Here is a 25,208-nt window from a genome sequence, read left to right on the forward strand (position 1 = left end):
CCACCATCATGCAGGCGTGCCAAAGGTGTGGGGGCGAGAGGCGGGTTAGCCGAGCCGCTTCTGGTGCCGCTCGCGGTTTTCCGCTTTTTTGCGCTCGCTTTTGCGCAGCAGCACATAGAGCGCGCCGCTGCCGCCGTGGCGACGTTCGGCGCTGTGGATCGCCATGACGGCGGGCAGTTGCGGCAACCAGGCGCTGACATAGCTTTTCAGCAAGGCGCGCGGGGTGCTGCGCTCCCCCTTGCCGTGCAGGATCAGCAGGCAGCGGATATCCCGGACTTCACAATCCGCAATGAACTGCACCAGTGTCTGGCGCGCCTCATTGAGGGTTTTCTGGTGCAAGTCCAGACTTGCCTGCAGCTCATATTTGCCGAGCCGCAGCTTCTTGTAGACCCCCTCCTGCACCCCATCACGCTTGAAGCCGACGATTTCGTGCGGATCGCGCATCTCGATGGCCTCCATGGTGAGGTGGTCGAGGGCGAGTTGTTCGGCAGTGGCAGCCTGGCGGCGAGCGAGCTGCGCCTCGGTCGGGGCGGATTTGGCCGCATGGGGATGGATGTTGTCGCTGCGAATGGGCCGCACGTCGGCCACTTCATTCATAAATAGCGAGAGTTCGTCGTTATGAGACACGGCAGGCTCCCCATAAGAAAAAGTGGGGGTCATTATAACGGTCGCAACCGGCACAGAAAACGGGGAAAGGGGGAGGGGATAAGGGGCACCCAGCATGGACATTAGTGCAGTCTGGCCCGGGAATCACAGTCGCGAACCATAAAACAGCACAGGCGGTCAGTGTGAACTGCCGCCTGTGGTCAGAGGATTATTTGCCCTCTTTGGGTTGTTGAGAATGGGGTTGCTGTGAATGAGGCGGTTGCGAGTGCATCACCTTGTAGATGAAGTAGGCCGCGTAAGAGCTGATGAGCAAGAAGGTGCCGATAATCACCAGCATCGACATCAATCCCACGCTGTTGCCAAACATCAGGTCCAGCCAAAAGTCCATTTTATTGCTCCTGTCACCCGGTTGATGACAGGCATGATAAATACCTCTTTGCCCTGTCCGGGATGATCCCGATCAACTCCCTTGCAGGTTGTTTAATAACCAGCGCGATCTGTGATCGTTCTCACTGGACTCCTTGCTACCGTGCCTGCACAGGGCCCGGTGTGGTGAGCGGGGTAATGCGCCACCCTTGCTGCTCCAGCAACGCCAGCAACCCCTGCTCGCCATAAAGATGTAGGGCGCCTACCACGATAAAGCTCTCATTGGGCAGGGTGGACCATTTCTTCAGCCAGTTGTGATTGCGCTCGGCCAGCAGGGTCTGCTCCATCCAGCTTTGCAGCGGGGGGGGAGCCATCTCCTCCTTGAGCAGATTGATAAGCATCGCCTCATCTCCCTGCTGCCACGCCTTCATCACGGCGGCGAAACCACTCTCCAGCATCGGTAGCTCATCCAGGGTGCTGGCGAGCATCAGGGTCTGGTTGTCACCCACGCTGGCCAGATAACCGAGCTGCTCCAGCAGGGTTTCAAAACCCACTACCGGTTTGCCCTCTTTGGCGGCCCGGGTGGCAAAGTGCTGGTCTATCCCGAGTTCACTTTTGAAGTCGGAGCGGGCCATGGCGGCCTGGGTCAGGGTAATGGCGGCAAACCAGGGGCGCAGGGTGGCGAGGGTCGCCTCGTCGATGCCATAGCGGGCGCCCGCCATCAGGGTGCGTTGATAGAGCTCGGCAGGTAGATGATCCTTGAGCGGCTTGCCATCCACCAGTCGGGTGAGGGAGCCGGTCTGTTGCCACTGATCCGGCGTGATGCTGTTCATGTCCACCTCCATCACCAGTGCGCGACTCTGCAGCCAGGCACGCTCCACCGGCTCGGGCAGCGGATAGAGGGCTGGTTTGCCCGCATGGATGGAGCCCAGCAGCCAGTGTTGCTGGTTGCCCTTGCTCACCCGATAGAACGCGGGATCGGCAAAGGCGTGCAGTGGTAGCAGCAGGCAGATCAGGAAGGCAAAGAGGGTGTGATGAAATCTCATGGGGATCCTTAATGTGCGCCGGGTGACTTCTCTTGCTGACAATAACTCCTATGATAAGTCCTCATTTCAGATAACCAAGAGGTTTGCCATGCCCAATCTTCGTTTTCGCGCCGTGGCGCTCGAGACCCTGCAACAGGTGAGCGGCCCGCTGCTGGCCGAGCTTTGCGAGTTGACCGGCGGCAAGCCGGAGTTTGTCACCATGGAGCAGGTGGAGAGCTGCTGGATCCGCAACGGCGAGCCAGAGGCGGGATTTCCGTTTGTCGAGTTGCACTGGTTCGAACGGCCGCAGGAGATGCAGGACGCTGCCGCGCGCCTTATCACGCGCCATTTGAAACGGGTGCTGGGGGAGCAGACCTATGTGGTGGTGCAGGTGATCCCTCTGGTCAAGAGCGCCTACTACAGCAACGGTGAGCACTATTAATGGCGAGCACTATTGAAGAGAGGGACAGACCAGGTTGGCGGGTCGGGTGACGCCGCTACCCGGCTAACGCCACCTAGGCGACCGGGTACTTGGTCGCCAATCACGGGATCAGGCCGATTTGGCCAGCAGTTTATCGAGCCAGCGAGTGGGCAATACCCGTCGCAGGAAGGCAAACAGCCGGGTCGGCGTGGTCACCGGATAGCGCGCCTTGGGATGGGCGTGGGTCAGTGCATGGAGCAGTGGCGGGATGCAGGCGTCGCTTGGGAGGGTAAAGCTGCTGGTGGCCCCCTCTTTTTCCAGCCGCGTCAGGGTCTGGCGGTAGGCCGATTGATGACGGCTCTGGGCCGGATCGATGTGCCGCAAGAAGGCGCTGCGGGCATTGGCACGAAAACGGGTATCGATGGGGCCCGGTTCAATCAGGCTGATATGTACCCCGCTACCCGCCAGTTCGAGGCGCAGGGTGTCGCTATAACCTTCCAGCGCAAATTTGCTGGCGTTGTAGGCGCCGCGATACTTCATGGCAACCAGTCCCAGAACTGAGCTGTTCTGCACTATCCGCCCCTCTTTGGCCTCCAGCATCGGCGGCAGCACCTGACGGATCAGATGGTGCCAGCCAAACAGGTTGGTATTGAATTGTTCCCTGAGTGCCTCGGTGGGCAGATCTTCCAGCGCCCCGGGTTGGCCATAAGCGCCATTGTTGAACAGGCCATAGAGGCGCCCGCCTGCCAGATGGAGCGCCGCACTGGCACCCAGCTCGATGGACGCAGGGTCCGCCAGATCCAGCTGTACTGCCAGCAATCCCTGTTGCTGCAAGCGGGCCACATCTTCCGCCTTGCGCGCCGAGGCGATCACGGTAAAACCGTGCTGCCCGAGCGTCTGTGCGGCGGCGAGGCCAATACCGCTGGAACAACCGGTGATGAGAACAAAACGGGGCATGATGGCGTCCTTGTGACTGCTGACAAAAGCGTGCGGGCTGGTGAGCGGATAAAATCCTTATCCGGCTCGCATGTTAGCCTGCCAACCGGCAAAAAGAAAACCGGGCCAAGTGGCCCGGTTTGCTGACATCGTATTGCCTGATTACATGATGGTAAACGGCATGATGATGTGGAACTTGACGTCACGCTCGGAGGTAAACACGTTCGGATAGTCAGTCCAGCCCTTCCAAGTTGATGGCAGGTCATTGTTGTAGTCGGTGTAGTGCAGTTTGAACAGGGTGCCTTTCAGCTTGCCATCCTGCACGGTATAGCTGACATCGAAGTTGGCTGCCCACTCGGTATCGCCTTCAGCAACTTTAGTTCCATCACCTTTCTCCATATCCCAGCCGTAAGCACCGGATACGCCTACAGACCAGCCAGGAGCACCAACCAGGTCATCCAGAGAACGTGTTACACCGAAGAACAGCGCTTTTTCGTTGTTGGCGTTCCAGTCAGAGCGGGAGTCCCACCAAATTTCGTTGGCGCCCTGGGAGTTGCCGTAACCACGGGTCAGACGGGGCAGATAGTTACCTTCAACACCCTCAGCTTTGGTCCACATACCTTCCAGACGGAAACCGTACTGCGCATAGTTCCACGCAGCTGTCAGTGCTTGTTGCCATGCCAAGCCATCATAAGTTTCTACATCACGACCAGAGGCGTTTTTGTACGTTTCTGTTTCGGAGCCATAGAATTGGTAGCTGGTTGACAGGCCGCCCAGTACGTCAAACTTGTGAGCCAGTTTGAAGTGGTAGCTATCCATATAATCGGCTGATTGGCCGAAAGAGCCAGTAATGGCTGTGCCATTTTCAAAGGTGTAACGAGCGGCGACGGCATGGATGTAGTCGATCTCGTTTTCTTTATCGAAGGTATTACCCCAAGCTCCGCCCCACGCTTTACTTTTATAAAAGCCTTGGGTTTCTTTGAACCAGGGAGCCTTGTATTCATCTGCGATAGCGTAGGTCAAATAGAGACCACCTACGTTACCTTCAACTTGTCCACCACGGTAAGTACCTGGTTGGTAGGACCAGTTAACGCCAATCTGGCCAGGAACATACAATTGGGTATAGCCAGCTTTTGCAGTAAGACCTTCAACCAACTTCAACTTAAGGGCTGCGTTGGTCAGGCTTGCGCCATTTTCTGATTCGGTGTTGCTGGTTCCCCAAGCTCGTCCCCAGAAAGAGAATTCATTCTCGGCGTTGACAGGGTTACTTTCATCAATGGCTAAGTCATAGGCAGTGTATCCGCCCAAGTCCAAGCCAACCACGTCCCATGCATAACCCGAGTTGAAGTTAAGAGCTAATTGAGCGGTCGCATGGCTCAGGTTTGAGCGATATTTTCCGGTGTTATCTGCAGGTACTACACCTGAGTCAACACGGGCGCGATCACGCTGGAAGTAGAACAGACCGCCGGTCAGTTTGGAGTCTTTCACGAAGGTTTCATAGGACTGGCCGTATTCCGGGCTCATCATGTCCTGAGCTGCCAACGCCATACCGGGGGCGACCAGAGCGGCTACCACAGCGGCACTCAAAGCGGCGCGCTTGAAGATCACTTTTTCCATTTTTATTGCTCCTGATTTTATGGACTTAGCTTTTTTTCCGGCAGTTGGCATCGGGCCTACCGCTCGGTATTGGCATTGCAATCAAAACCCCGAAGGGCAAAAAATCTTGTCTTGGCTACCTGCAAACCCGGATGTCTTGGCACATCTGTAGTTGGCAGTCCTGATCATCACATGTTGTTTTTTTATGTTCCGATTCTTGGCTATCGGACAACCCCAAGAGTACGTTCGCGGTGCGAAATATCAATGAAAAGTTCCCTCAACGTTTCAAAAGTATGACCGAGTGCAAATAATCATGGGCAAGGTCGTAAACAGCCTCATGGCAGGTATCACGGTTATGAGAGCGTTTTCTTGAGAGCGCAGCCAGCGCCAGTGCGGGTTTTCATCCGGTACGGGGGAAGAGGTGTCAGTTAACCTGCCGATAACAGATAATTTTGTGCTACAAAAAAACTTTCCCTCTGGTTGAGGGAAAGTGATCTGGCAAAGATGTGGGGTGAATAGGGGTCAGCCTTGCTGGCCGAGGATGCGGGGGATCTGCTGCGCCTGATGGTGAATATGGGAGGAGACCTGCACCGAGAGCTGACTCACCTGACGGGCATGCTGATGGATACGGGTGATCAGATCGGCAAAACTGGCCAGTTTGTGCTCCTGACTTTTGGCGTTGTCGGCGCCCTGCAGGGCGATCACTGCGGTGTTGCGGGCGATCTCCCGCACTGCCTGGGTGGTCTGGCGCAGTTGTTCCGCCTGCGCCCGCTGGCGGCTTGACTCGCTGGTGATCCGGTTCAGTACAGTGCCAAGCTGTTCACCGGATTGGGTCAGACGCCCCAGAATATCGGTGATCTGGTTGAGGGATTGCTGGGTATTGGCCGAGAGGTGGCGCACCTCATCGGCGACCACCGCAAAACCGCGTCCCTGTTCCCCTGCGCGGGCCGCTTCGATGGCGGCGTTGAGGGCCAGCAAGTTGGTCTGCTGAGCGATATGACCGATCACATCGACAATGGCCGTCACATCGGCAACCGAGCGGGTGAGGGCTTGCAGCGCCTCATCGCTCTCGTCAATCGCCAGTCCTGTCTGATGAGTAGCGTGCAGCATGCTGCCCACCAGATCTTCACTCTGGCTCATCGCCTGTTCGTTATGGTGGGCATGCTGGGCGATGTCGGCGGCGACCTGATGGACCTCTCCGGCCAGCTGGTTCAGCTCATCCATCATCTGACCGCTCTCGTCGACCACCTGTTCGGTCGTGCGGGTGCTGTGGTGGATCTCGTCAACCTGGCTGACCATCCCTTGCAGACTGAGGGATACCGCTGACAGCTGCCCCTCTTTTTGTTGTTGGTCCAGTTGCAGACGACCGATCAGCCGGTTGTAGCTGGCAACGATATCGGCCAGCTCGTTGCGATCGCGCCCGGCAGGCAACGGCTCGGCCTGCCCCGTCTGATCGAGCTGCAGAAAGGCTCCGCGCAGTCGTAACAAGGGGGCGAGCAGCCAGCGTCGTTGCACCAGCGCAAACAGCAGAGCGACTATCACCAGACAGAGCGCCAGCGTGCCGAGGATGGTGGCCAGCTCCTGATTGACGGCTTGCCGTTCGTGGGCAAGTTGTTCCCCCATCTGTCTGGTCGCTTGCAACATCGCCATGATGTCTTGCTGCACGGTCTGGCGGCCAGCCTGTTGCTGTTGTAGCGCCGTGCGGCTGTTGGCCAGCTCCTGCGGATAGCGGCCCAGCAGCGAACGTAATTCGCTGCGCGGTTGATCTCCCAGCTCCTTGCGTACCGGCTCCCCCAGGGTGAACTCATCGGCGGGCGCCTCTTCATACAGGCCGAGCAGCGGCAAGGCTTGCAGCGCTTGCGCCTGTTTTTGCAGTGCCTCCAGCTCGAAGCGGATCCCTTCGAGCAGCTTCTCATTGCCTTGCTCCATATAGCTTTGTCGCAAATGGGCGAGGCGCGGCAGGCCCGCCAGGATCTCGGCTGCACCGCGGCGATATTGTTGTGCCGCAGCAGATTGTTCCGTGCTGGCGCCTTGCTCCCCATAGCGGATCAGTTCCATGGCCTGGCTGCCCAGTTCACTCTCCGCATGTTGCAGCAACAGCTGGCTGTTGCCCGAGAGCTTGCCTGCGGCCTGATAGTCGTGAGCGATGCGCTGCGCCATCTGTTCGAGTTGCTGTTTGAGCGGGGCCGCCACGGCATCATCCTGAGCGGCCAGCGAGGAGAGCGCTTGCTGGCGGATCTTCTCTGCCGCGGTCAGTTGCTGCGGATCGCCGCTGTTGAGGTAGTCACGCAGACTGTTTTGCAGGGTAATGGTCACCAGTTGTTGCAGCGTTTCGTGCTGGCGCTGGGCTTGACTGGTACGGGCAAGCTGTTGCCAGCCGTGGTAGAGAGCCAGTGCCTGTCCTCCCGCGACCAGTAGCAGAACCAGGGAGGAGAGGGAGGCGTAGTGGGCGATTTTCACGGGGTTATTCCTGTCAGCGCAGACCATGGAGGAGCATGGCCCGAGCCTAAACAGGGATGATGGCGCTTTTATGACAAGGCGGGTCAAGTGGCCCCATGTTGCCGATTTAACTGGATGAGGAAGCCTGCGCGCTATTACGTTGGCCCAGCATACCGAGCAGGGCGCCGCCCATAATAAGTGCTCCGGCCAGAAGATGGCGCGGGGTGAGCGCTTCACCATTGAGCAACACCAGCAGCAAGGTGCTCAGCAGCGGTGTCAGGTAGGCAAGCGCCCCGATCCGGCGAGGATCGCCGTCTCGCAGTGCAAGATACCAAGTAACGAAGGCCGCCCCCATGGGGCCCAGCGCCAGCCCGATGATGAGGAGCCAGTCACTGGTGGGGATCTGCGCGAGCGGCAGAGGCCCTTCGAGCAGACGGGCAAGCAGCAGCGCCAGCAAACCCGCGGGCAGACAGGCTGCCGCAGTGACCACGGCGGGGGCTGGCGGCAGACGGCGTGATAATACCGAGTAGGCTCCCCAGACGACAGCTGCACCGAGCGCCAACAGGTATCCCGGCAGATGGGTCTGCTGTAGTTGCAGCTCGCCGTTGACTATCACCAGCATGGAGCCCGCCAGACCAAAGGCGCCAGCCAGCAGATGACGGGCATGGAGTGGATAGCCGGGCAACAACAGCGGGGTGAACAGAATGATGCAGAGCGGCCAGAGGTAGTTGATGAGGTTTGCCTCCAGCACCGGGGCATGGCGAAAGCTCATAAAGAGCAGCAGATGGTAGAGCAGCAATGCCGTAACCGTCACCAGCCAGGTAATCGGGCGAGCACGCCACTGGCGCCAGAACGGCAAGGCCCCGACCCCGCAGAAAAACAGCACCAGCCCGACCAGCACCAGTGGTGACACGTTAGTGACCCGTGACGTCAGCGCCGCCAGCGAGGCCCACAGCACAATGGTCACCAAGGCAAAACCGGTGGATCTATCCCACCAGGAAAATCCGGACATCCAACACTCCTTTGCAAGATGAAACAGGGCTTGGCCTCAAAGACAAGCCGAAGAGAAGCAGTCTATCAGAGCGCGCATGCTCTGAACGCAGAAAGGAGAGGGTCATTACGGTTGGATGGTCGGATTCATTGTCGCCAAAAACGACCAAGGGGTTGGCACCATGATGATGCCAACCCCTTGTTTTGTATGGCGCTCCCGACTGGAGTCGAACCAGTGGCCTGTCCCTTAGGAGGGGACCGCTCTATCCTGCTGAGCTACGGGAGCTGTGTGGCGGGCATTATACAAGAAGCAACTCCCTTTTAAACCCTTGATTCTTATTCCAATACTGCCAAATCCCCATTCTGGATGTTAAACGGTGAATATTTGTTCTGGCTGCTGATGATGGCGCCATCGTCGAATACTTGCACCACCTCGAACAGGCCGTCGGCCGGGTTACGCATCATGCGCGACTTGCCGTAGGGGTCGATGAAGTCGGCGTTGTGCTGGATGCGGAACTGATCGCCAAGCTTGACGCCGTTGCGCCGCCCCAGATTGATGTAGGGGCCGCGTTCGTTCTGGCCGACCACCCGGGCGGTGACCGGGGCGCAGGTGAGCTGGGCTACCAGATCCTGAACTGCCTGTTGCAACTGGTAGTTGACCTCCTGGCCATAGCTTGACTGCCAGAACTGGCCGCTGCTGCTGCCCACCTGCTCCCGCTTGCCAAAGGTCCAGGTGGCACGTCCTTCATATACCTTACGGTTGATCAGACTGCCGTTGATGCCGTCGAACAGGTAGAGCTGCATGCGAAAGTTGCGTACGGGATCCTCATACCAGCTGGTCAGCTGGTTGCCCTGCGGCTCGATGGAGAGATCATCGATGCTGCCGAGCACCAGATACTGACTGTCGGTGCGCAGGCTGAGGGCCTTGATCTCTTCAAGGGCACTGCGATCCCCCTGTTGCAGATGCAGCGGGTCGATGCGCAGGTTTTCATCCAGCCACTGGCGCACCGCGACCCCTTGCGACGCATTGGCGAGAGTTTCGAATAGCCGCCGCGAGAGGTTTTCCGGCATGTCGTCCATGGCGCCATAGCTTGCCTGATCCGGATAGCGCATCCGCAGCCTGACCAGTGTCAAATCCTTGGCGAAGTGCTGGGTCTGGCAGATCTGGCGCTCGGCCTGAATGTCGGCCACTAGCGTGATATACATGCGGCCGTTGCGCACCTCTTCCCGCTTGAGCCGGTACTGGCGAATGTCGCCGCCGGAGCGGATCTGGATCTGCTCGGATCGCAGGCTGCCATTTTCCAGACGCTGGACGCTGGAAACGGCCGCGCCGCTGGCCAGCAGCGCCTGACGCAGGGCGTCGCGGGTTGCCTGCTCGCGGGCATAGACCTCATCGCCCCCCAGAATGGCGGCGCTGCCCTGTGCTTCGATAAGCTCGGCGCGGGCGCTCAGGCTGGCCAGCAGCAGGGTCAACAGCAGCGGTAATTTCATAGCAGATACCTTGAGTTGGCGGGCAGCCGCGCCATTTTGAGGAAATGGCGCCTGCTGGCCGACATGGATCACAACACGTTCCAAGTGGCAGCGCACGTTGGCGCTGACGATGTCCATTAAAAAGCAAGAATCATGCCTCATTCCCGGCTCAAGCTTTGTCCGGCGCGTCCGATAATAAGTCAGGTGCAGATACAGGAAAGGTATCCATGAACAAACTCATCACGGCGTTGGCGCTTGCCCTGGCATTGACCGGGTGCGGCTCCGACCCTATCAATCGGGATCAGGGTGACCCCCGCCAGGCGGCGCAGGGGATGGAGCTCAACTGGCTGGTGGCGCGCATGACCGATCAGCTGATGGAGCGCAAATCGCTGACCACCCTGACCGAGCCCATCGCGGTGGCCTCTTTCGTCGATCTCGATACCCTGCAGGATACCAACTGGATGGGGCAGCAGATTGAGGAGAGCTTTATCTACGAGCTCAACCGTCGCGGCGAGGTGGTGGTGGACTTCAAGCTGACCGGCAGTATCAAGGTGACGCCGCAGGGGGACTTCGTGCTGAGCCGCAACTACAAGGAGCTCTCTTCCCGTTTGCCGATCTCCCGCATTCTGGTCGGCACCTTCAGCCGCAACAGCAAGGGAATTCTGGTCAATGCCCGCGTTATCGACATGCGCACCAAGATGGTGGAGACCACTGCCCAGAGCCTGATCCCGCAAAAATATCTGTTCGGTGCCAACAATTCGTTTGGTCGGGCATCGATCAATCGCGGTTATCTGATGCGTGACAGTCAGGCCCGGCCGGGCGGTCATCTGGTCAACCTGACCCCGTGAGGAGCGAGTCATGAAGATCCTGTTTGGTTGCCTGTTGGCACTCTTGCTCACCGGTTGCAGCTACAACCGGGTGGTGGATTACACCCAGGGTGGCAAACCCGATGATTTTCCGGTGCTCAAGGCGGTGGGCTATGCGGTGATCGACATCCAGCCCGGCCCCTCCCAGTCGGAGAAGATGCTGCAAGCCATTCGCGCTTCCAAGATGGATGCTTATCGCGAGCTGGCAGAGCAGCTCAATGGTCAGCAGGTGCGCGGTCAGAGCAGCTACCGCGACTTGACCCAGACCTCCAACTCGCTGGATGTGTCGGTCGCTGGTGTGGTGCGTGGTGCCCGGGTGGTTGCCTCTTATCCGCGCGGCAATACCTATGCCACCGAGATGGAGCTCGATACCCGTGCCCTCTACAACATCAACCAGCTGATGGCCGGTCAGTTCTGAGTTGATCTTGCCGTGAAAACCGGCATCAAAACAAAAGGCGAGCAGGGTGCTCGCCTTTTGTCGTTGTGGGCTGGTTAGCTCCCCATCAGCACCGGCGGCACTGCGGTGGGTTTCACATCCTCGCTCGGGTAGCAGCCAAGCACCTTGATATAGCGGGTGATCTTGGTCAGCTCCACCAGTGCGGCCTGCATCGCCGGGGTCTGCAGGTTGGCGGAGACATCTAGGTAGAACATCTCTTCCCACGGGTTGCCCTGCACCGGACGGGATTCGAGCTTGGTCATGTTGATCTCGTGGCTGCGCAGCACCAGCAGCGCCTCGACCAGCGAACCCGGCTTCTGGGAGGTGGACATGATGAGGGTGGTCTTGGCCGGGATCTGCGGTGCCACATCGATGGGCTTGCGCGCTACCACGATAAAGCGGCTGTAGTTCTCTTTCTGGTTGGCGAGCTGCTCGGCCAGCACATCCAGACCATACAGTTCGCCACCGGCGGCGCTGCCGATGGCGGCGGCCTCCGGGCTGGCCAGTTCTTTCACCTTCATCATGGCACTGGAGGAGGAGTCGCAGATCTCGTGACGCGCCCCTTCCAATTTGCTCAGATAGTGGGAGCACTGCTGGAACACCTGCGGGTGGGCATAGAAGGTTTTGATGCGACTCAGCTCGGTCGGCACGGCGGTGAGGATGCAGTGCTCGATGGGGTAGGTGAGCTCGCCGACGATGGAGAGGCTGGTGTGCTGCATCACATCATAGACTTCGTTGATGGAGCCAGAGCTGGTGTTCTCGATGGGCAGCACGCCGAAGGCGGCGCGGCCTGACTCCACCGCATCCAGCACTTCACGGAAGTTCTGGCAGTTCACCTCGATCACCTGATCCTTGTAGCGCGCCAGATATTTGCGTGCGGCCAGGCTGGAATAGGAACCGCGCGGCCCAAGATAGGCGACGCTGGTCATCGGCTCCTGCTGCTCCGGGTTGAGCAGGCTCTGCAGATAGGCCTGCTGGGAGAGCACAGAGTCTTCGATGATGGTGTGATAGATGCGAGTGATGTACTGGGCATCCAACCCCAGCACGCGCCCTTTCTGGATCAGGGCAACCAGCAGCTCCTGCTCCCGCTGGTGGTCACGAATGGGGCGCGGGTTGGCTTGCTTGGCACGGGCGACCTCGATGCTGAGGGCCTTGCGTTTCGCCAGCAGGGCAAGCAGCTCCTGATCCAACCGGGTGATGTCTTGTCTGATCTCGTCGAGCGTTGCCATGATTGTTCCCTATCCAAGTAATCGATTGATATTAATGCAAAAAAAAGCCTCCGCTAGGGGAGGCTCGATTCGTCTTTGCTTTCTGTTCACACGACGACAGGCCTTCCCTCAAGCGGGCCGGATAAACGAGAAAGCAAAGAAGAATGGTGCGTGCATAGGTGTGTCCTTGAAGTAACGTCATAACCATTAAGGGATTTGTCGGTCTGATGCAAGTAAAACTTGCCCGCAGGCGGGGATGGGGGCAGGGTATCCGGTTAAGAAAATGGCGTATTAGCGATGTTCTATTGACTCTGTTTTGATGACTGACACCCAGTGGGGGAGGTAAAGACGATGGCGATTATTTTCGATCTGGGACGGGTGGTGGTGAGCTGGAATCCGGTAGACATAGTGCGTTCGGTGCGTGGCCCGCAAGGGGCCGAACAGTTGGCCGAGCTGCTTTTTAACCACCCGGATTGGCTGGAGGTGGACAGAGGCACCATGTCGCTCCACACCATGGCCCGGGAAGCGCAAGCGCGCACCGGCCTCTCGACGGCACAGAATCTGGCCATTTTACAGGCAGTTCCCGCTTCCCTGCTGCCAGATCCCGCTATGCTAACCCTGATAGCCGAGCTGCACGGGGCGGGGCACACCTTGTATGCCCTCTCCAACATGGGTCATGCCAGCATCGACTGGCTGGAGCTGCATCAGGATTTCTGGCGCTTCTTTAGCGGCAAGGTGGTGTCGGCGCGGGTACGGATGATGAAGCCGGAGCCGGATATCTACCGCTATCTGCTGGTGTCGTTCGATCTGAAACCGGCAGAGTGTCTCTTCATCGATGACAGTCCCGCCAACATTGCGGCCGCCGAGGCCCTCGGTATCAGGGGGATCGTCTTTACCGACGCGGCGAGTTGCCGCCAGCAACTGGGTGAGCTGGGCTGTTTGCCCGCCACCGGCAGGGGATGATGCCCCTCTAGGAGCACTATGGAGCATGGCCGGTTTCGCAATTGGCTCAGTCACTATCCCGAGGCGACCCTGATCATCGCCTGCAAGGATGGCAGCGGTTATCAGCTCTGTGTTGAGGCAGAAGGGGAGTGCCTCTGCCTGACCGACAGTGAGGGAGGGCGCCTGACCTTCACCTCGCTGGATCAGGCGCAGGGTTTCTTGCGAGCCCATCGGGTTCACCAAGCAAGATTGCGAATTTATGACGCCCAAAATGAAGATTTAGCAGCAGAATCACAGGAAATAATCATCAAGTTTTAATTTTAACCAGACTCTTTAAGGGTCTATTCAGTTTGTTTGCCGCACAATACTGCACCTGTTCATCATCCGGAGCTGTTTAATGGGTGCCAATGTAGTTGTACTGAATCAGGGATATGATCACTCTTTTCAAGCCAGGGAACAGCTGCTGATTGAGCGACTGGCAAGTTTTGACGAGCTGGTTGTCTCTTTTTCGGGACGGTTGGAATCCTGCTACAGCATCGAACTGTGCCGCGCTGCCGGTGTGAAAATCCACGCAATTACCCTCGATAATCCGACCCGCAGTCGCAGCGAAGTGGCCCGTGCCCGCCGTTATTGCCAGCGTTATGGCATCGATCACTGGGTCATCAAGAGTGACGAGATCGTCTTTTGCGATCGCCTGCCAAATATTGAAGGGCTGATCGACCCGGTTCGCCGCATTGGTGAGTATGTGCAGACTCGTTCTGAGTGGGCTCATCTGCCATTGCTGGTTCCGGCAGCGGTGGAGGAGCGTGATGATTATCTTGCCCAGTTCGGGTCTCTGCCTGCCAACTCAATCTGGTTTTTTGCCGACAACGGATTGATGCGCCGCGATTATCGTTACGGCTTCAACAAGCGTCAGCTCGGTCGTTGGGGCAAGGGGAGCAACGGTTGCCTCAGCAATCGCTTCACCAATCCACGGCAGCTTGAGCAGCGTTATCTGCGAATGGTGGATCAGGCCGAGCAGATGCTGGCCGACATGGGGCTGGACGAGGCACAGGTCTTTTTCCATACCCTGTGTGACTGCTCCACCACCCTGGCCCGGGTGCGTCTGCCCGAACACCAGCGTGCGCAGGCCTTTGATATGCAATCGGATATTTTGTCTGCCCTCAAGGGGAGCAAGTTCGATCTGGTGACCCTGGATATGGCACAGAAAGAGCGACACGATCTCGCCATCTAGTCTGCGGGCAAGCGATGCGGGTGCCAGAACGTGAGTGCCGTCATAGGCAAGGGGCGACGGGACTGTTTATACTGTCGCCCTTTCACCCGTTACCGAGCTTCGCCCAATGAAACCCTTCTCCCGTCTGCTGATTGCCCTGTGCCTCTCCCCCGTACTGGCGCAGGCTGCCCCTCTTTCTCAGGTGACGCTGCCCGATGGTCGGCAGATTCAGCTCAACGACGACTTCACCTGGGAGTATCTGGTGGTCAAACCGGCCGAGTCCGTACAGGGCGTGGCTGCTGATGGGAAGGCCGGGGCCGTGGTGGCCGTCGCGGCCCCGGTGTTGACCGATCAGGCCAAGGCCAATCCGGACCTGCTTGCCCAGATGGCGCGTGACGGTGTGGTGGTCAAGCTGGACAAGATCGAGGGATCTGACCCGCTGGTGCTGACCTTTATGGTGAGCAATACCGGTACCCGCAATGTAGTCGGGGTGCGTGGCATGGTGACCCTGTTCAGTGCTGACGGGGTGCAGCTGAGCCGTCATGAGGCCCGCTTCTGGGTTGCCGAGAATCGCCTGCCGGAGACCTATCTGCGCAAGGGGCAAGCCCGTCCGTCGCTGGCCCTCGAGATCCCCCGTCCTGCCGGATTGACCGGGCAGCCCTTGGTTAGGGTCGAAATTGACGAGGTGGTCTTCCGCTGATTTGGCGTTGTTCCGGCCCATGCAAACCGTGTGGGCCGGCAACTTGTTGCCGCTGACACCCCCTGCAATATCTGCTTACATCTGACATGGTTCTGCAACAGCTTGCAGCTCGGCAAGCCGGGAACCTGATCGCACAATGACTCCATACCAGCTCGCTAGCAACGGGCCCAATCACATGGAGTTATCATCATGAAAAAAGCAACTGTCTCTCTTCTGGTTCTGGCCGGGTTTGCCTCTACTTCCGTCATGGCGCAGGATGCCTTCAGCTACGCCAAGGGTTCCGCCACCTGGGCGCACACCAAATCCGACTATCTCAGCGGTACCTTCAGCAATGACAGCAAAGGAACCCGTGATTTTGGCGGTCTGAGCCTGGATCTCTCCAAGAGCTTCGGCTCCAACTTCTATGGTCGCGGCAGCACTGAATACACCTCTCGCAGCAACGGCAACGACAGCATGTCGATCTCCAGCATCGGTGTCGGTGTCTTTACCCCGCTGAGCACAGGTCTGAACCTCTACGGTGAAACCGGTGTGACCGGCTACATGCTGGAGCGTGAACTTGGCAGCGATATCGCTAACAAAGGGTGGGATGCTGTTGCTCGCAAAGATAGCGGCAGCATGTACGGTGAAGTGGGTCTGCGCTACGACATCGGCAATGTCGAGCTCTCCACCGCTTATCGCTACGCCAACATGACCGACGATATGCACGACTTCAAGGTGGGCGGTGCCTACAAGCTCAACCAGAACTGGGCGCTGACTGCCGATTACACCTATCGCAACTGGGATCTGCAAAAAGGTTCCATCTCCAGCCTGGGTGTGAAGTACAGCTTCTAATCCCCCTTCCCGTAGTCCGTAGTGTCTTGATTTTTACCCATGGCGTTCGCCATGGGTTTTTTCTTTTTCCGGTGATCCCTTTTTTCTCCTTGTGTCGTATCAGTCGCAAATAGTTATACAACTTTCATTTTTTTGTATAACTGCTATAACTGAATCAATGCTTATACAAGGAGCGTCATCATGTACAAGATTAAAGTCGGTATCAGTGCCTGCCTGCTGGGACAAGAGGTACGTTTCGATGGGGGCCACAAGCGCTCCAGCTTCTGTGAACGGGATCTTGGCGCTCACTTTGACTATCACCCCGTCTGTCCCGAGATGGCTATTGGCCTCGGGGCGCCTCGCGCCGCCATCCGGCTGGTCAAGCGCAACGGCGAGATCCGCGCCGAGGCGAGCAACGGCAGCTTCGATGTCACCGAAAAGCTGATCGCCTTCAGCGAGCAGAAGGCACGTCAGCTCGACTTTATCTCCGGTTATATCCTCTGCGCCAAATCCCCCAGCTGTGGTATGGAGCGGGTCAAAGTCTATGGCGCCAACAACGAGGGGAGCGCCAAGGAGGGGATTGGCCTCTTTGCCAAGGCGTTGATGGAGGCCAACCCCCTGCTGCCGGTGGAAGAGGATGGTCGGCTCTGTGATCCCATCCTGCGGGAGAACTTTGTGCTGCGGGTCTTCGCTTACCACGACTGGCAGCAACTCTGCGCCCGCGGCATTACCGCCTCTGCGCTGATCCGCTTCCACTCCCGTTACAAGTATCTGGTGCTCTCCCACGCCACCACCCACTACCGCATCCTCGGCAAGCTGCTCGGCAATCTGGGCAAGTCCACCAATTTGCAGGAGGTGGCCGACAACTACATCAAGGGATTGATGACGGCGCTGACCCTGCGAGCCAACCGCCGCAGCCACACCAATGTGCTGATGCACCTGCAGGGCTACTTCAAGCGGGTGCTGACCCCGGCCCAGAAGCAGGAGCTTGCCGATACCATCGACAAGTACCGCACCGGCATCTTCCCCTTGCTGGTGCCGCTCACCCTGATCCGCCACTACCTGCGCGAGTACCCCAATCCCTATCTCGCCGAGCAGGTTTATCTCAATCCACACCCCGATACGCTGAAATTGCGTTACGGGCTCTGAATCCGTTCTGTTGCCCCGGCGCATGGTTTGCGCCGGGGAGCCTTACCCCTCTGTTTGATGGACGTTGTCATGTCTGATTTATCGCAAGAAGTTGCTCCTCTCGCTGATGAGGGGATCTACCCCATTCGCGAGGTCTCCCGTCTCACCGGCGTCAACGCCGTGACCCTGCGTGCCTGGCAGCGCCGCTACGGTCTGGTGCAACCGGCCCGCACCGAAAAGGGCCACCGCCTCTACAGCGAGCAGGATATCCTCCAAATCGGCGAGATCCTGAGCTGGCTGGAGCGGGGGGTGAGTATCGGGCAGGTGAAGGGGCTCTTGAGTGAACCCCATTCCGCGCCGGTGAGCGATCACTGGCAGCAGACCCTGGAGCAGTTCAGTCAGGCGCTGCTCGCCTTCAACCAGCGCAAGGCGGAGGCTGAGCTCAACGATTTGCTGGCGAGCTACCCGTTCGAGCTGGTGCGCAGCCGGATACTGCAACCGCTGGTGGAGCGGCTACTGGGGCTGTGGCGCGAGCGGCCGGATGGCGAGCTGCTGCAACAGGTGTGGCTGGACTGGCTCCATACCCGCTTCGCCCGCCACCTGATCGAGCAGGAGAAGGGCGTGCCGAGCACGCTGGCGAGCTGGGGACAGGTTGGCCCCCTCGATCTGGTGTGGGCCGCCTACGAGCTGATCGGTCAGGGCTATGAGGTGCAACTGCTGGGGGCGGTGGAGCCGCGCCATGCCAGCCTGCTGGAGGGGCGTGCCGTTACCCCCTGGCTGGTGCTGCTGGGGGCCGGGCTTGGCAAACAGGAGCTGGCTGCCGGGTGGCCCGCCGGTACGCGTCTGTTTGGCGAGTTGGGGCGCCTCTACGACGATGAGTGGCTTAAAGCCCATGGCTGGCAGGCGAGCCTTGCCGAGCTGATGGCGGATGCCCCAGATGCTGCTGGCACCAGCGGACGCGGGAGGAAAAAATCATGAAACTGGTCTGGTTGCGCAATGATCTGCGCCTTGCCGACAACCCGGCGCTGCGGCATGCCTGCGCCGGTGATGAACCGGTCGCCGCGCTCTTTATCATCTCTCCTGCCCAGTGGCGGCAGCATAAAATGGCACCCGTCCGTCAGCGCTTTATGTTGGCGCAGGTTGATGAGCTGGGGCGCGAGCTGGCGGCCCTCGGCATCCCGCTCCATCTGCTGCGAGTGGAGACCTTTGCCGAGGCGCCCGCTGCGTTGGCAGACCTCTGCCGCGAGCTGGGGGTGACCCAGCTCTATGCCAATCAGGCTATCGAGATCGATGAGCAGCGCCGCGATCACGCCGTCAGCGCCGCGCTGGCTGAGCAGGCGGTGAGCTGTCACTGGTTCAACGGCTGTTGCCTATTGCCGCCGGGGCGGGTGCTGACCGGCTCGGGTGAGATGTTCAAGGTCTTCACCCCTTTCAGCCGCGCCTGGCTCAAGGCACTCGACGAGGAGGGGTTTGTCATTCATCGGGCGCCGACACCGCGTGGCGAGCCCTTGCCTTGGCAGCTGCTGGCTGAGCGGGAGTGGGTTGATGAAGGGCTCGGCGAGCTGACGGCGGATCCCCGCTGGCCGGTGGGGGAGGCAGAAGCTCTGCGCCGTTTGAACATTTTTTTGGAGCAGGCGGTGCTCGACTATGGGGAGACCCGGGATTTTCCTGCCATCGCGGGCACGTCCGTGCTTTCCCCCTATCTAGCGGCGGGCATCATCAGTCCTCGTCAGTGTGTGGCGGCTCTTCAGCAACGGCTCGGCTATCGGCCCCAGTCCAAGGCCCAGCCCGGCTTTGTCTGGCTCAATGAACTCATCTGGCGCGAGTTCTATCGCCACCTGCTGGTGCTAATCCCGACCCTCTCCATGAATCGCCCCTTCAAACCAGAGACGGCATCCTTGCCGTGGAGCTGGGACCCGGATGCCTTCGCCGCCTGGAGCGAGGGGCGCACCGGTTATCCCATCGTCGATGCGGCGATGCGCTGCCTCAACGCCACCGGTTGGATGCACAACCGGCTGCGAATGATAGTGGCGAGTTTTCTCACCAAGGATCTCCATATCCACTGGCGGCTCGGGGAGGATTACTTCATGAGTCGGCTCATCGATGGGGATCTGGCGGCCAACAACGGCGGCTGGCAGTGGGCAGCGGGCACCGGCGCCGATGCGGCGCCCTATTTTCGGGTCTTCAACCCCACCACTCAGGGGCAACGATTTGATCCACAAGGGGAGTTTATCCGTACCTGGGTAACTGAACTGGCCGATATTCCCGCCGCTTATGTGCATCAGCCCCACGACTGGCTGCGGCTCAAGGGGCGACAGGATTATCCGGCACCCATGGTGGATCACGCCGTTGCCCGGGTGAGAGCCATCGAGATGTTTCGCTCTCTGGAGAAATAGGATGAACGAGCCGCTGGCCCGCTTTATTGGCCTCTATCAGCAACTGGACAAACAGCAGTTGCACCGCTTGCCCGAGGTCTATGCCGAACAGGTGGTCTTTACCGACCCGGCTCATCGCATCGAGGGGCTGGCGGCCCTTGGCGACTATTTTGCCGCCCTCTATCAGCGCCTCGCCTACTGTCGCTTCGTCATTACCAGTCAGCAGCAACAGGGGCCGCAGGCCTGGCTCGGCTGGACCATGACCTTCTCTCACCCCAGCTTGCGTGGTGGTGAGCCGGTGACGGTGGAGGGGGCCACCCGCCTCGAGTTCGACGAGGCGGGCAAGGTGTGCCAGCACCGGGACTATTTTGATCTGGGCGCCATGCTCTACGAGCAGTTGCCGCTGCTCGGGCCCGTGGTGCGCACTATCAAGATGAGGCTTGGCGCATGAGCGGCCGGGTGCTTATTACAGGCGCGACCTCCGGCATTGGTCGTCAGTTGGCGCTGGATTACCGGCGGGCAGGCTGGCAGGTGTGGGGTTGTGGCCGCGATGGCGAACGGCTACAGGCGCTGGGGCTGCACGGCATCACGCCGCTGCAGTTCGATGCCCGGGATCTGGCCGCAATGAGCGGGGTGGCGGCTACGCTGCCATCCCTCGATCTTATAATCCTCAACGCAGGCAACTGCGAGTACATGGATGTGGCGGAGGGGTTTGACAGCGAGCTGTTTGCCCGTGTCATCGACACCAATCTGACAGCCACCGGCCATGCGCTGGCCGCCTTCTTGCCGTTGCTCGGGGCCGGGTCACGGCTGGCCATCGTCAGCTCGTCGGTGAGCTGGCTGCCGCTGCCGCGAGCCGAGGCCTATGGCGCCTCCAAGGCGGCCCTCGACTATCTGGCGGATACCTTGCGCCTCGATTTGGCCAGCAAAGGGATCGGGGTGACTCTGATCCGCCCCGGCTTTGTCCAGACGCCGCTCACCGCCAAAAATGATTTTCCCATGCCCTGTCTGGTGACGGTGGAGCATGCCTCCCGCGCCATCATGGACGGGCTGACCGCTGGTCGTCACCAGATCCACTTTCCCCGCCGTTTCATCTGGTTGCTGCGCCTGCTTGGTGCGCTGCCGGTGGGGCTCTGGCTGCGCCTTGGCCGCGCACTCGTATCGAAAGGAAGCCATTCATGAAGAAAAAGATCGCCATCGTCGGTTCAGGGATCTCGGGGCTCACCGCCGGTTTTCTGCTCCACAAACTCCATGACATCACCCTGTTCGAGGCGGCGCCGACTCTGGGCGGCCATACTGCGACCGTCGATGTGAATCAGGCTGGCCGCAGCTATGCCATCGACACCGGCTTTATCGTCTTCAACGATCGCACCTACCCCAACTTCTTGAAGTTGCTGGCGCGGATCGGCATGGCGCGCCAACCGGCCGAGATGAGCTTCTCGGTGAAGAGCCCGGAGGGGCTGGAGTATAACGGCCACAACCTCGATACCCTGTTTGCCCAGCGCAGCAATCTGTTGAGCCCCCGTTTCTACGGTTTTGTTGGCGAGATTTTGCGCTTCAACCGGGAGGCACGGGCCTGGCTGGCAGATGGTCAACATCAGGGTGCTGGCCCCGAGCTGACGCTGGGAGACTTTCTGCTGGCGGGGGAGTTTAGCGACTACTTCGCCCGCCACTACATCTTGCCGATGGGAGCGGCGATCTGGTCATCGACCCTGGCCGATATGCGCGCCTTTCCCCTTGGCTTCTTCCTGCGCTTTTTTGCCAACCATGGCCTGCTGGATGTGGCCAATCGCCCCCAGTGGTACGTGATTCCGGGCGGCTCGCGGGAATATATCGGCCCCCTTACCGCGGGTTGGCTGTCGCAGATCCGCCTCGCCTGTCCGGTGCAGAGCGTACGGCGTGACGCGGATGGCGTGGTGATCCAGAGCAGTTACGGCGAGGAGCGGTTTGACGAGGTGATCTTCGCCTGCCACAGCGATCAGGCGCTGGCGCTGCTGGCGGACCCCGGCGAGCGGGAGCAGGCTATTCTCGGCGACATGCCCTATCAGGCCAACGATGTCTGGCTCCATACCGATGCGCGCTGCCTGCCCACCCGCCGCAAGGCATGGGCCAGCTGGAACTATCAGCTCGATGGCAACGACGAGGCGCGGCCGCTGGTGAGCTACAACATGAACATCCTGCAGGGGGTGAACTCGCCGGAGCCCTTCTGCGTCAGCCTCAACCCCAAGGGCAAGGTGGATGAGAGCAAGGTGCTGCGCCGCTTCGTCTACCACCATCCGGTGTTCAATCAGGCCTCTATTGCCGCCCAGCAACGGCGTGCGGAGATCTGCGGCCAACAGCACACCCACTTCTGCGGCGCCTACTGGTACAACGGCTTCCATGAGGATGGGGTGCGCAGCGCGCTGGATGTCGCCAGACGCTTCGGGGCCGAGCTATGAACGGCGCCACCGTGGCCACGGAACATGAGCGTGCCGACGAACTGGCCGGTGTTACCAGCGCTATCTGGCAGGGCTCGGTACGCCACCGCCGTTTTGCGCCGCGGGCTCACACCTTCTCCTACAGCCTTTTTATGCTGGGACTGGATCTCGACGAGCTGCCGAAGCTCGATCAGGGGCGCTGGTTCGGTGTGGAGCGATCGGGACTGCTTTCGTTTCACCGCCGTGACTATCTCAAGGGGAGTGAGGGAAGCCTCAAGCAGGCGGTGTGGCAGAAGGTGAGCGAGCTGGGTGGTGATGCCGAGCCCGAAGGGCGGGTGCTGCTGCTCGGCAATGTGCGCTGTCTGGGGTTCTACTTCAGCCCGGTCAACTTCTACTTCTGCTACCGGCAGGGCGAGGCGCGCTATCTGCTGGCAGAGGTGTCGAACACTCCCTGGAACGAGCGTCACTACTACCTGCTGGATCTGGCGGCGCTGGCACCCCATGACAAGGATTTTCACGTCTCCCCCTTTATGGGGCTGGCGATGCGTTATCACTGGCGGATCAGGCCGCCCGCGCAGGAGACACTGATCCACATCGAGAGTCATCCCGTATCCGGTGAAGCCAAGCTGTTTGACGCCACCCTGGCGCTCACGCGCCAGCCGCTGTCGCGCAAGGGGCTGGTGGCCCTGCTGGCCCGCTGGCCATGGATGACCATGAAGGTGCTGCTCGGGATCTACTGGCAGGCCCTGCGTCTATTTATCAAACGAACCCCGATTTTTACCCATCCGGAGAGCCGCTAATGGAACTTGCTCAATCAACCCTCTCTGCCTCTTTCATCGACAAGGGGGCAAGACAACTGCTGCTCAATCTGCTGGGTCGCCTCGAACATGGCCAGCTGCTGCTGCGGGATGGCGGTGAGCGCCACAGCTTTGGCGTCGCGGGTACCGATCTGCATGCCGAACTGGTGGTGCAGGATCCTGCCTTCTATCGTCGCCTGTTGCTGGGGGGCAGCATTGCCGCTGGGGAAACCTGGGTGGAGGGGCTCTGGACCAGCCCGGACCCGGTGGCGCTGGTGCGGCTGCTGGCCCGCAACCTGACCCTGCTCGACTCCCTCGAGCGGCGCCTTGGCTGGCTCAGTTTCCCCTTCAACAAGGTGCGCCACTGGCTCAACCGCAATACTCTGACAGGTTCGCGCTCCAACATCGCCGCCCACTACGATCTCGGCAATACCCTCTATCAGGGTTTTCTCGACAGCCATATGCAGTACTCGAGCGCCATCTATCCGAGCGCCGAGGCCACTTTGGAAGAGGGTCAGCAAGCCAAGTTGCGCACCATCTGCGAGCGGCTGGAGCTGGGGCCTGACGATCATCTGCTGGAGATCGGTACCGGTTGGGGTGGCCTCGCCGTCTATGCCGCCCGCCACTACGGTTGCCGGGTGACTACCACTACCATCTCCCGGGCCCAGCATGACTATGCCAAGGAGTGGATTGCGCGGGAGGGGCTGGGGGATCGCATCACCTTGCTGCTGGAGGATTACCGCAAGCTGGAGGGCACCTATGACAAGCTGGTCTCCATCGAGATGATCGAGGCGGTGGGGCACGCCTTCCTGCCCGACTATTTCCGCCAGTTGTCACGGCTGCTCAAGCCCGGTGGCCGCCTGCTCATTCAGGCCATCACCATCGCCGATCAGCGCCACGCCCAATATCTGCGCGGAGTCGATTTCATCCAGCGCTATATCTTCCCCGGCGGCTGCCTGCCGAGCGTCTCCCAGATGGCGGGGTTGCTGGCGCGGGAGACGGACATGCAGCTGGTGCGATTGCACGATCACGGCCATCACTATGCCCGCACCTTGGCTCACTGGTGCGAGCGTTTTCTGGCGTTGGCGCCCGAGCTGCCCAAGCTCGGTTACAGCCAGGATTTCATCCGGTTGTGGCACTTCTACTTTGCCTATTGCGAGGGGGGATTCTGGGAGCGCACCATCAGTCTGGTGCAGCTGGAGGCCGCCAAGCCGGGGCCCGCTGGCTGGTCGGGTGATGTGCCAGTAAGCGGTCACTGACCATGTGGCAGTGGGCTCACTTGCTGGGGTTCAACCTCTACTGGTTGCTGGCGGTGAAGTGGCAGCAGCCGGGCCCGCTGCTGGCAATGTTGCTGCTGCACTTTCTCTTCTCACCCAGCCGCCAGCGTGACTGGCGGCTGCTTCCCATCGCGGTCACCGGCTGTCTGCTGGATGCCCTGCTCTGGCAGCTCGGCCTGTTCCGTTTCCCGTCCGGTTTTCCCCTCTGGCTGGTGCTGCTCTGGCTCGGTTTTGCCCTGACGCTGGCCCACGGTATGCGCTGGCTGCTGCGCTTGCCTCGCTGGCAGCAGGCACTGTTTGGCGTATTTGGGGGTGCCTCCTCCTATGTGGCAGGGGCTGCCATGGGGGCAGTAAACTTACCCTGGGGCATCTGGATCAGTTCGGCGCTGCTGGCAGTGATCTGGATGTGGTGGTTACCCGTACTCCTGTGGGTAATGGTCAAGCTGGAGGGTGAGTCATGACAAACACCTTTTCGACCGACTCGTTGCTTTTTTCCAAATGGACCAAAGAGGGCCAGCATGAGCTCGCGGATCGCTTCTATCTGGTGGTTGCCTGCCAGCGGGATGCGCAAGGTCGGCTGGTGCAGGTGGTGATGCAGGATATCAACACCCTGCAAGAACAGGAGATGGATTGGCATGAACTGGAAGACCCCAACCACTGGCATATGGGGTGGAATTAACCCGCTACTGCTGGCGTTTACGCTCTTGGCTGCAACCGCAGTGCAGGCTTCTGCCGCCCCCTGGCAGCAGCTGCGCCCGGTCGGGCAGGGGGAGATGAACTGGCTATGGTTCAAGCTCTACGATGCCACCCTCTACAGTGAAAGCGGGCACTATCAGCCCGGTCACTATCCGCAGGCCCTGACCCTCACCTATGCCAGATCCATCGAGCGGCAAGATCTGCTGAGCGCCACCGCCGCCGAGTGGCAGCGGCTCGGTCTTGGCACTGAGGTCGAGCGTCAGCGCTGGCTCGGCCAGCTCGCTGCACTCTGGCCCGATGTGCAGGCAGGCGACAAGCTCACCTTCTATGTCGACAAGGGCGGGGCAGGCCACTTCTGGTGGCAGGAGAAGTCCCTCGGGACTCTGGCCGATCCGCAATTCTCGGCCGCTTTTCTCGCCATCTGGCTGGCTGACAACAGCCGCGATCCCGCCCTGACCCGCCGCCTGCGTGGCCAACCCTGAACATGGAGTCTC

General features: G+C 59.9%; 28 protein-coding genes, 1 tRNA gene and 1 other annotated feature. Of the genes, 19 read left to right on the forward strand and 10 right to left on the reverse strand.

The features are described from left to right. Positions 1-45: 45 nt before the first annotated feature. The 3 genes from smrA to AB5Y84_RS05820 form a co-directional block, all read right to left on the reverse strand. Positions 46-627 carry a DNA endonuclease SmrA gene (smrA, locus tag AB5Y84_RS05810; RefSeq protein WP_005338734.1) on the reverse strand — a complete coding sequence of 194 codons (582 nt, stop codon included), beginning with the start codon at positions 625-627 and terminating at the stop codon, positions 46-48. Positions 628-814: 187 nt separating this feature from the next. Further along, positions 815-994: a DUF3149 domain-containing protein gene (locus AB5Y84_RS05815; protein WP_005338733.1), complete on the reverse strand. Its 180-nt coding sequence runs from the start codon at positions 992-994 to the stop codon at positions 815-817. Positions 995-1,130: 136 nt separating this feature from the next. Then, positions 1,131-2,018 carry a TraB/GumN family protein gene (locus AB5Y84_RS05820; RefSeq protein WP_368176558.1) on the reverse strand — a complete coding sequence of 296 codons (888 nt, stop codon included), beginning with the start codon at positions 2,016-2,018 and terminating at the stop codon, positions 1,131-1,133. An 88-nt stretch (positions 2,019-2,106) separates the two neighbouring features. On the opposite strand from AB5Y84_RS05820, the gene AB5Y84_RS05825 reads away from it, so the two are divergent. Continuing rightward, complete coding sequence (locus tag AB5Y84_RS05825) at positions 2,107-2,439, forward strand: DUF1904 family protein (RefSeq protein WP_368176559.1); 333 nt, start codon at positions 2,107-2,109, stop codon at positions 2,437-2,439. A gap of 108 nt (positions 2,440-2,547) precedes the next feature. Here the strand turns inward: AB5Y84_RS05825 and AB5Y84_RS05830 are convergent, their stop codons facing one another. From AB5Y84_RS05830 to AB5Y84_RS05855, 6 genes are all read right to left on the reverse strand, one after another. Next, positions 2,548-3,375 (reverse strand): SDR family oxidoreductase, encoded by an 828-nt coding sequence (locus AB5Y84_RS05830; protein ID WP_368176560.1) that lies wholly within the window; start codon positions 3,373-3,375, stop codon positions 2,548-2,550. A 141-nt stretch (positions 3,376-3,516) separates the two neighbouring features. After that, positions 3,517-4,971, reverse strand: a complete 1,455-nt coding sequence (locus AB5Y84_RS05835; RefSeq protein WP_019446288.1) for an OprD family outer membrane porin — start codon at positions 4,969-4,971, stop codon at positions 3,517-3,519. A 501-nt stretch (positions 4,972-5,472) separates the two neighbouring features. Next, entirely contained in the window at positions 5,473-7,410 is a 1,938-nt protein-coding gene (locus AB5Y84_RS05840; RefSeq protein ID WP_368176561.1) for a methyl-accepting chemotaxis protein, read from the reverse strand. A 106-nt stretch (positions 7,411-7,516) separates the two neighbouring features. Beyond that, positions 7,517-8,401: a DMT family transporter gene (locus AB5Y84_RS05845; protein WP_368176562.1), complete on the reverse strand. Its 885-nt coding sequence runs from the start codon at positions 8,399-8,401 to the stop codon at positions 7,517-7,519. Between the two features lie 187 nt (positions 8,402-8,588). Next, positions 8,589-8,665: transfer RNA gene (locus tag AB5Y84_RS05850), tRNA-Arg, on the reverse strand. A gap of 50 nt (positions 8,666-8,715) precedes the next feature. Further along, positions 8,716-9,870, reverse strand: a complete 1,155-nt coding sequence (locus tag AB5Y84_RS05855; RefSeq protein ID WP_368176563.1) for a flagellar assembly protein FlgT — start codon at positions 9,868-9,870, stop codon at positions 8,716-8,718. A gap of 206 nt (positions 9,871-10,076) precedes the next feature. Here AB5Y84_RS05855 and AB5Y84_RS05860 point away from each other — a divergent pair, with 206 nt between their 5' ends. Together AB5Y84_RS05860 and AB5Y84_RS05865 are read left to right on the forward strand one after the other, a co-directional pair. Next, a complete protein-coding gene (locus tag AB5Y84_RS05860) occupies positions 10,077-10,697 on the forward strand; it encodes a FlgO family outer membrane protein (RefSeq protein WP_005338718.1) in 621 nt (206 codons plus the stop codon). Between the two features lie 10 nt (positions 10,698-10,707). Next, complete coding sequence (locus AB5Y84_RS05865) at positions 10,708-11,133, forward strand: LPP20 family lipoprotein (RefSeq protein ID WP_005349622.1); 426 nt, start codon at positions 10,708-10,710, stop codon at positions 11,131-11,133. A gap of 74 nt (positions 11,134-11,207) precedes the next feature. Here AB5Y84_RS05865 and pheA read toward each other — a convergent pair whose 3' ends face one another. Then, positions 11,208-12,380, reverse strand: a complete 1,173-nt coding sequence (pheA, locus tag AB5Y84_RS05870) for a prephenate dehydratase (protein WP_101323838.1) — start codon at positions 12,378-12,380, stop codon at positions 11,208-11,210. A gap of 38 nt (positions 12,381-12,418) precedes the next feature. Further along, positions 12,419-12,540, reverse strand: a sequence feature (Phe leader region). Positions 12,541-12,710: 170 nt separating this feature from the next. On the opposite strand from pheA, the gene AB5Y84_RS05875 reads away from it, so the two are divergent. From AB5Y84_RS05875 to AB5Y84_RS05950, 16 genes are all read left to right on the forward strand, one after another. Beyond that, complete coding sequence (locus AB5Y84_RS05875; protein ID WP_368176564.1) at positions 12,711-13,322, forward strand: HAD family hydrolase; 612 nt, start codon at positions 12,711-12,713, stop codon at positions 13,320-13,322. Between the two features lie 18 nt (positions 13,323-13,340). Then, positions 13,341-13,619, forward strand: coding sequence for a DUF6482 family protein (locus AB5Y84_RS05880; protein WP_005338699.1), 279 nt, complete (start codon positions 13,341-13,343; stop codon positions 13,617-13,619). 79 nt (positions 13,620-13,698) lie between these two features. Next, positions 13,699-14,535 carry a hypothetical protein gene (locus AB5Y84_RS05885; protein ID WP_042054408.1) on the forward strand — a complete coding sequence of 279 codons (837 nt, stop codon included), beginning with the start codon at positions 13,699-13,701 and terminating at the stop codon, positions 14,533-14,535. Positions 14,536-14,641: 106 nt separating this feature from the next. Further along, complete coding sequence (locus tag AB5Y84_RS05890) at positions 14,642-15,214, forward strand: DUF3157 family protein (RefSeq protein ID WP_368176565.1); 573 nt, start codon at positions 14,642-14,644, stop codon at positions 15,212-15,214. 189 nt (positions 15,215-15,403) lie between these two features. Continuing rightward, positions 15,404-16,045: an autotransporter gene (locus AB5Y84_RS05895; RefSeq protein WP_368176566.1), complete on the forward strand. Its 642-nt coding sequence runs from the start codon at positions 15,404-15,406 to the stop codon at positions 16,043-16,045. Positions 16,046-16,225: 180 nt separating this feature from the next. Continuing rightward, entirely contained in the window at positions 16,226-17,173 is a 948-nt protein-coding gene (locus AB5Y84_RS05900; protein ID WP_005338692.1) for a DUF523 and DUF1722 domain-containing protein, read from the forward strand. A 69-nt stretch (positions 17,174-17,242) separates the two neighbouring features. Beyond that, complete coding sequence (locus tag AB5Y84_RS05905) at positions 17,243-18,130, forward strand: MerR family transcriptional regulator (RefSeq protein ID WP_368176567.1); 888 nt, start codon at positions 17,243-17,245, stop codon at positions 18,128-18,130. Continuing rightward, positions 18,127-19,548 (forward strand): deoxyribodipyrimidine photo-lyase, encoded by a 1,422-nt coding sequence (gene phrB / locus AB5Y84_RS05910; protein WP_368176568.1) that lies wholly within the window; start codon positions 18,127-18,129, stop codon positions 19,546-19,548. Before AB5Y84_RS05905 ends, phrB begins: the two co-directional genes overlap by 4 nt. Position 19,549: 1 nt before the next feature. Next, the gene (locus AB5Y84_RS05915; RefSeq protein WP_368176569.1) at positions 19,550-19,978 is read left to right on the forward strand and encodes a nuclear transport factor 2 family protein; all 429 of its coding nucleotides are present in this window, start codon (positions 19,550-19,552) and stop codon (positions 19,976-19,978) included. Beyond that, positions 19,975-20,709 carry an SDR family NAD(P)-dependent oxidoreductase gene (locus tag AB5Y84_RS05920; RefSeq protein ID WP_368176570.1) on the forward strand — a complete coding sequence of 245 codons (735 nt, stop codon included), beginning with the start codon at positions 19,975-19,977 and terminating at the stop codon, positions 20,707-20,709. The genes AB5Y84_RS05915 and AB5Y84_RS05920 overlap by 4 nt, the downstream gene beginning before the upstream one ends. Further along, positions 20,706-21,965, forward strand: a complete 1,260-nt coding sequence (locus tag AB5Y84_RS05925) for an NAD(P)/FAD-dependent oxidoreductase (RefSeq protein ID WP_368176571.1) — start codon at positions 20,706-20,708, stop codon at positions 21,963-21,965. The genes AB5Y84_RS05920 and AB5Y84_RS05925 overlap by 4 nt, the downstream gene beginning before the upstream one ends. Beyond that, complete coding sequence (locus AB5Y84_RS05930; RefSeq protein ID WP_368176572.1) at positions 21,962-22,744, forward strand: DUF1365 domain-containing protein; 783 nt, start codon at positions 21,962-21,964, stop codon at positions 22,742-22,744. Before AB5Y84_RS05925 ends, AB5Y84_RS05930 begins: the two co-directional genes overlap by 4 nt. Beyond that, entirely contained in the window at positions 22,744-24,000 is a 1,257-nt protein-coding gene (locus tag AB5Y84_RS05935; RefSeq protein ID WP_005343660.1) for a cyclopropane-fatty-acyl-phospholipid synthase family protein, read from the forward strand. Before AB5Y84_RS05930 ends, AB5Y84_RS05935 begins: the two co-directional genes overlap by 1 nt. A gap of 2 nt (positions 24,001-24,002) precedes the next feature. Continuing rightward, the gene (locus AB5Y84_RS05940) at positions 24,003-24,479 is read left to right on the forward strand and encodes a DUF2878 domain-containing protein (protein ID WP_368176573.1); all 477 of its coding nucleotides are present in this window, start codon (positions 24,003-24,005) and stop codon (positions 24,477-24,479) included. After that, positions 24,476-24,697, forward strand: a complete 222-nt coding sequence (locus AB5Y84_RS05945) for a TIGR02450 family Trp-rich protein (protein ID WP_216949541.1) — start codon at positions 24,476-24,478, stop codon at positions 24,695-24,697. The genes AB5Y84_RS05940 and AB5Y84_RS05945 overlap by 4 nt, the downstream gene beginning before the upstream one ends. Continuing rightward, complete coding sequence (locus AB5Y84_RS05950) at positions 24,654-25,196, forward strand: chalcone isomerase family protein (RefSeq protein ID WP_368176574.1); 543 nt, start codon at positions 24,654-24,656, stop codon at positions 25,194-25,196. Before AB5Y84_RS05945 ends, AB5Y84_RS05950 begins: the two co-directional genes overlap by 44 nt. Positions 25,197-25,208 lie beyond the last annotated feature (12 nt).

The sequence above is a fragment of the Aeromonas sp. s11 genome, assembly GCF_040907945.1.
Lineage (GTDB): Bacteria > Pseudomonadota > Gammaproteobacteria > Enterobacterales > Aeromonadaceae > Aeromonas > Aeromonas veronii.

What these genes read in the sequence shown, in the direction of transcription:
- AB5Y84_RS05815 (WP_005338733.1), bottom strand. Translation starts at nt 994, where the DNA reads ATGGACTTTTGGCTGGACCTGATGTTTGGCAACAGCGTGGGATTGATG.
- AB5Y84_RS05820 (WP_368176558.1), bottom strand. Translation starts at nt 2,018, where the DNA reads ATGAGATTTCATCACACCCTCTTTGCCTTCCTGATCTGCCTGCTGCTA.
- AB5Y84_RS05825 (WP_368176559.1), top strand. Translation starts at nt 2,107, where the DNA reads ATGCCCAATCTTCGTTTTCGCGCCGTGGCGCTCGAGACCCTGCAACAG.
- AB5Y84_RS05830 (WP_368176560.1), bottom strand. Translation starts at nt 3,375, where the DNA reads ATGCCCCGTTTTGTTCTCATCACCGGTTGTTCCAGCGGTATTGGCCTC.
- AB5Y84_RS05835 (WP_019446288.1), bottom strand. Translation starts at nt 4,971, where the DNA reads ATGGAAAAAGTGATCTTCAAGCGCGCCGCTTTGAGTGCCGCTGTGGTA.
- AB5Y84_RS05845 (WP_368176562.1), bottom strand. Translation starts at nt 8,401, where the DNA reads ATGTCCGGATTTTCCTGGTGGGATAGATCCACCGGTTTTGCCTTGGTG.
- AB5Y84_RS05855 (WP_368176563.1), bottom strand. Translation starts at nt 9,870, where the DNA reads ATGAAATTACCGCTGCTGTTGACCCTGCTGCTGGCCAGCCTGAGCGCC.
- AB5Y84_RS05860 (WP_005338718.1), top strand. Translation starts at nt 10,077, where the DNA reads ATGAACAAACTCATCACGGCGTTGGCGCTTGCCCTGGCATTGACCGGG.
- AB5Y84_RS05865 (WP_005349622.1), top strand. Translation starts at nt 10,708, where the DNA reads ATGAAGATCCTGTTTGGTTGCCTGTTGGCACTCTTGCTCACCGGTTGC.
- pheA (WP_101323838.1), bottom strand. Translation starts at nt 12,380, where the DNA reads ATGGCAACGCTCGACGAGATCAGACAAGACATCACCCGGTTGGATCAG.
- AB5Y84_RS05875 (WP_368176564.1), top strand. Translation starts at nt 12,711, where the DNA reads ATGGCGATTATTTTCGATCTGGGACGGGTGGTGGTGAGCTGGAATCCG.
- AB5Y84_RS05880 (WP_005338699.1), top strand. Translation starts at nt 13,341, where the DNA reads ATGGAGCATGGCCGGTTTCGCAATTGGCTCAGTCACTATCCCGAGGCG.
- AB5Y84_RS05885 (WP_042054408.1), top strand. Translation starts at nt 13,699, where the DNA reads ATGGGTGCCAATGTAGTTGTACTGAATCAGGGATATGATCACTCTTTT.
- AB5Y84_RS05890 (WP_368176565.1), top strand. Translation starts at nt 14,642, where the DNA reads ATGAAACCCTTCTCCCGTCTGCTGATTGCCCTGTGCCTCTCCCCCGTA.
- AB5Y84_RS05895 (WP_368176566.1), top strand. Translation starts at nt 15,404, where the DNA reads ATGAAAAAAGCAACTGTCTCTCTTCTGGTTCTGGCCGGGTTTGCCTCT.
- AB5Y84_RS05900 (WP_005338692.1), top strand. Translation starts at nt 16,226, where the DNA reads ATGTACAAGATTAAAGTCGGTATCAGTGCCTGCCTGCTGGGACAAGAG.
- AB5Y84_RS05905 (WP_368176567.1), top strand. Translation starts at nt 17,243, where the DNA reads ATGTCTGATTTATCGCAAGAAGTTGCTCCTCTCGCTGATGAGGGGATC.
- phrB (WP_368176568.1), top strand. Translation starts at nt 18,127, where the DNA reads ATGAAACTGGTCTGGTTGCGCAATGATCTGCGCCTTGCCGACAACCCG.
- AB5Y84_RS05915 (WP_368176569.1), top strand. Translation starts at nt 19,550, where the DNA reads ATGAACGAGCCGCTGGCCCGCTTTATTGGCCTCTATCAGCAACTGGAC.
- AB5Y84_RS05920 (WP_368176570.1), top strand. Translation starts at nt 19,975, where the DNA reads ATGAGCGGCCGGGTGCTTATTACAGGCGCGACCTCCGGCATTGGTCGT.
- AB5Y84_RS05925 (WP_368176571.1), top strand. Translation starts at nt 20,706, where the DNA reads ATGAAGAAAAAGATCGCCATCGTCGGTTCAGGGATCTCGGGGCTCACC.
- AB5Y84_RS05930 (WP_368176572.1), top strand. Translation starts at nt 21,962, where the DNA reads ATGAACGGCGCCACCGTGGCCACGGAACATGAGCGTGCCGACGAACTG.
- AB5Y84_RS05935 (WP_005343660.1), top strand. Translation starts at nt 22,744, where the DNA reads ATGGAACTTGCTCAATCAACCCTCTCTGCCTCTTTCATCGACAAGGGG.
- AB5Y84_RS05940 (WP_368176573.1), top strand. Translation starts at nt 24,003, where the DNA reads ATGTGGCAGTGGGCTCACTTGCTGGGGTTCAACCTCTACTGGTTGCTG.
- AB5Y84_RS05945 (WP_216949541.1), top strand. Translation starts at nt 24,476, where the DNA reads ATGACAAACACCTTTTCGACCGACTCGTTGCTTTTTTCCAAATGGACC.
- AB5Y84_RS05950 (WP_368176574.1), top strand. Translation starts at nt 24,654, where the DNA reads ATGAACTGGAAGACCCCAACCACTGGCATATGGGGTGGAATTAACCCG.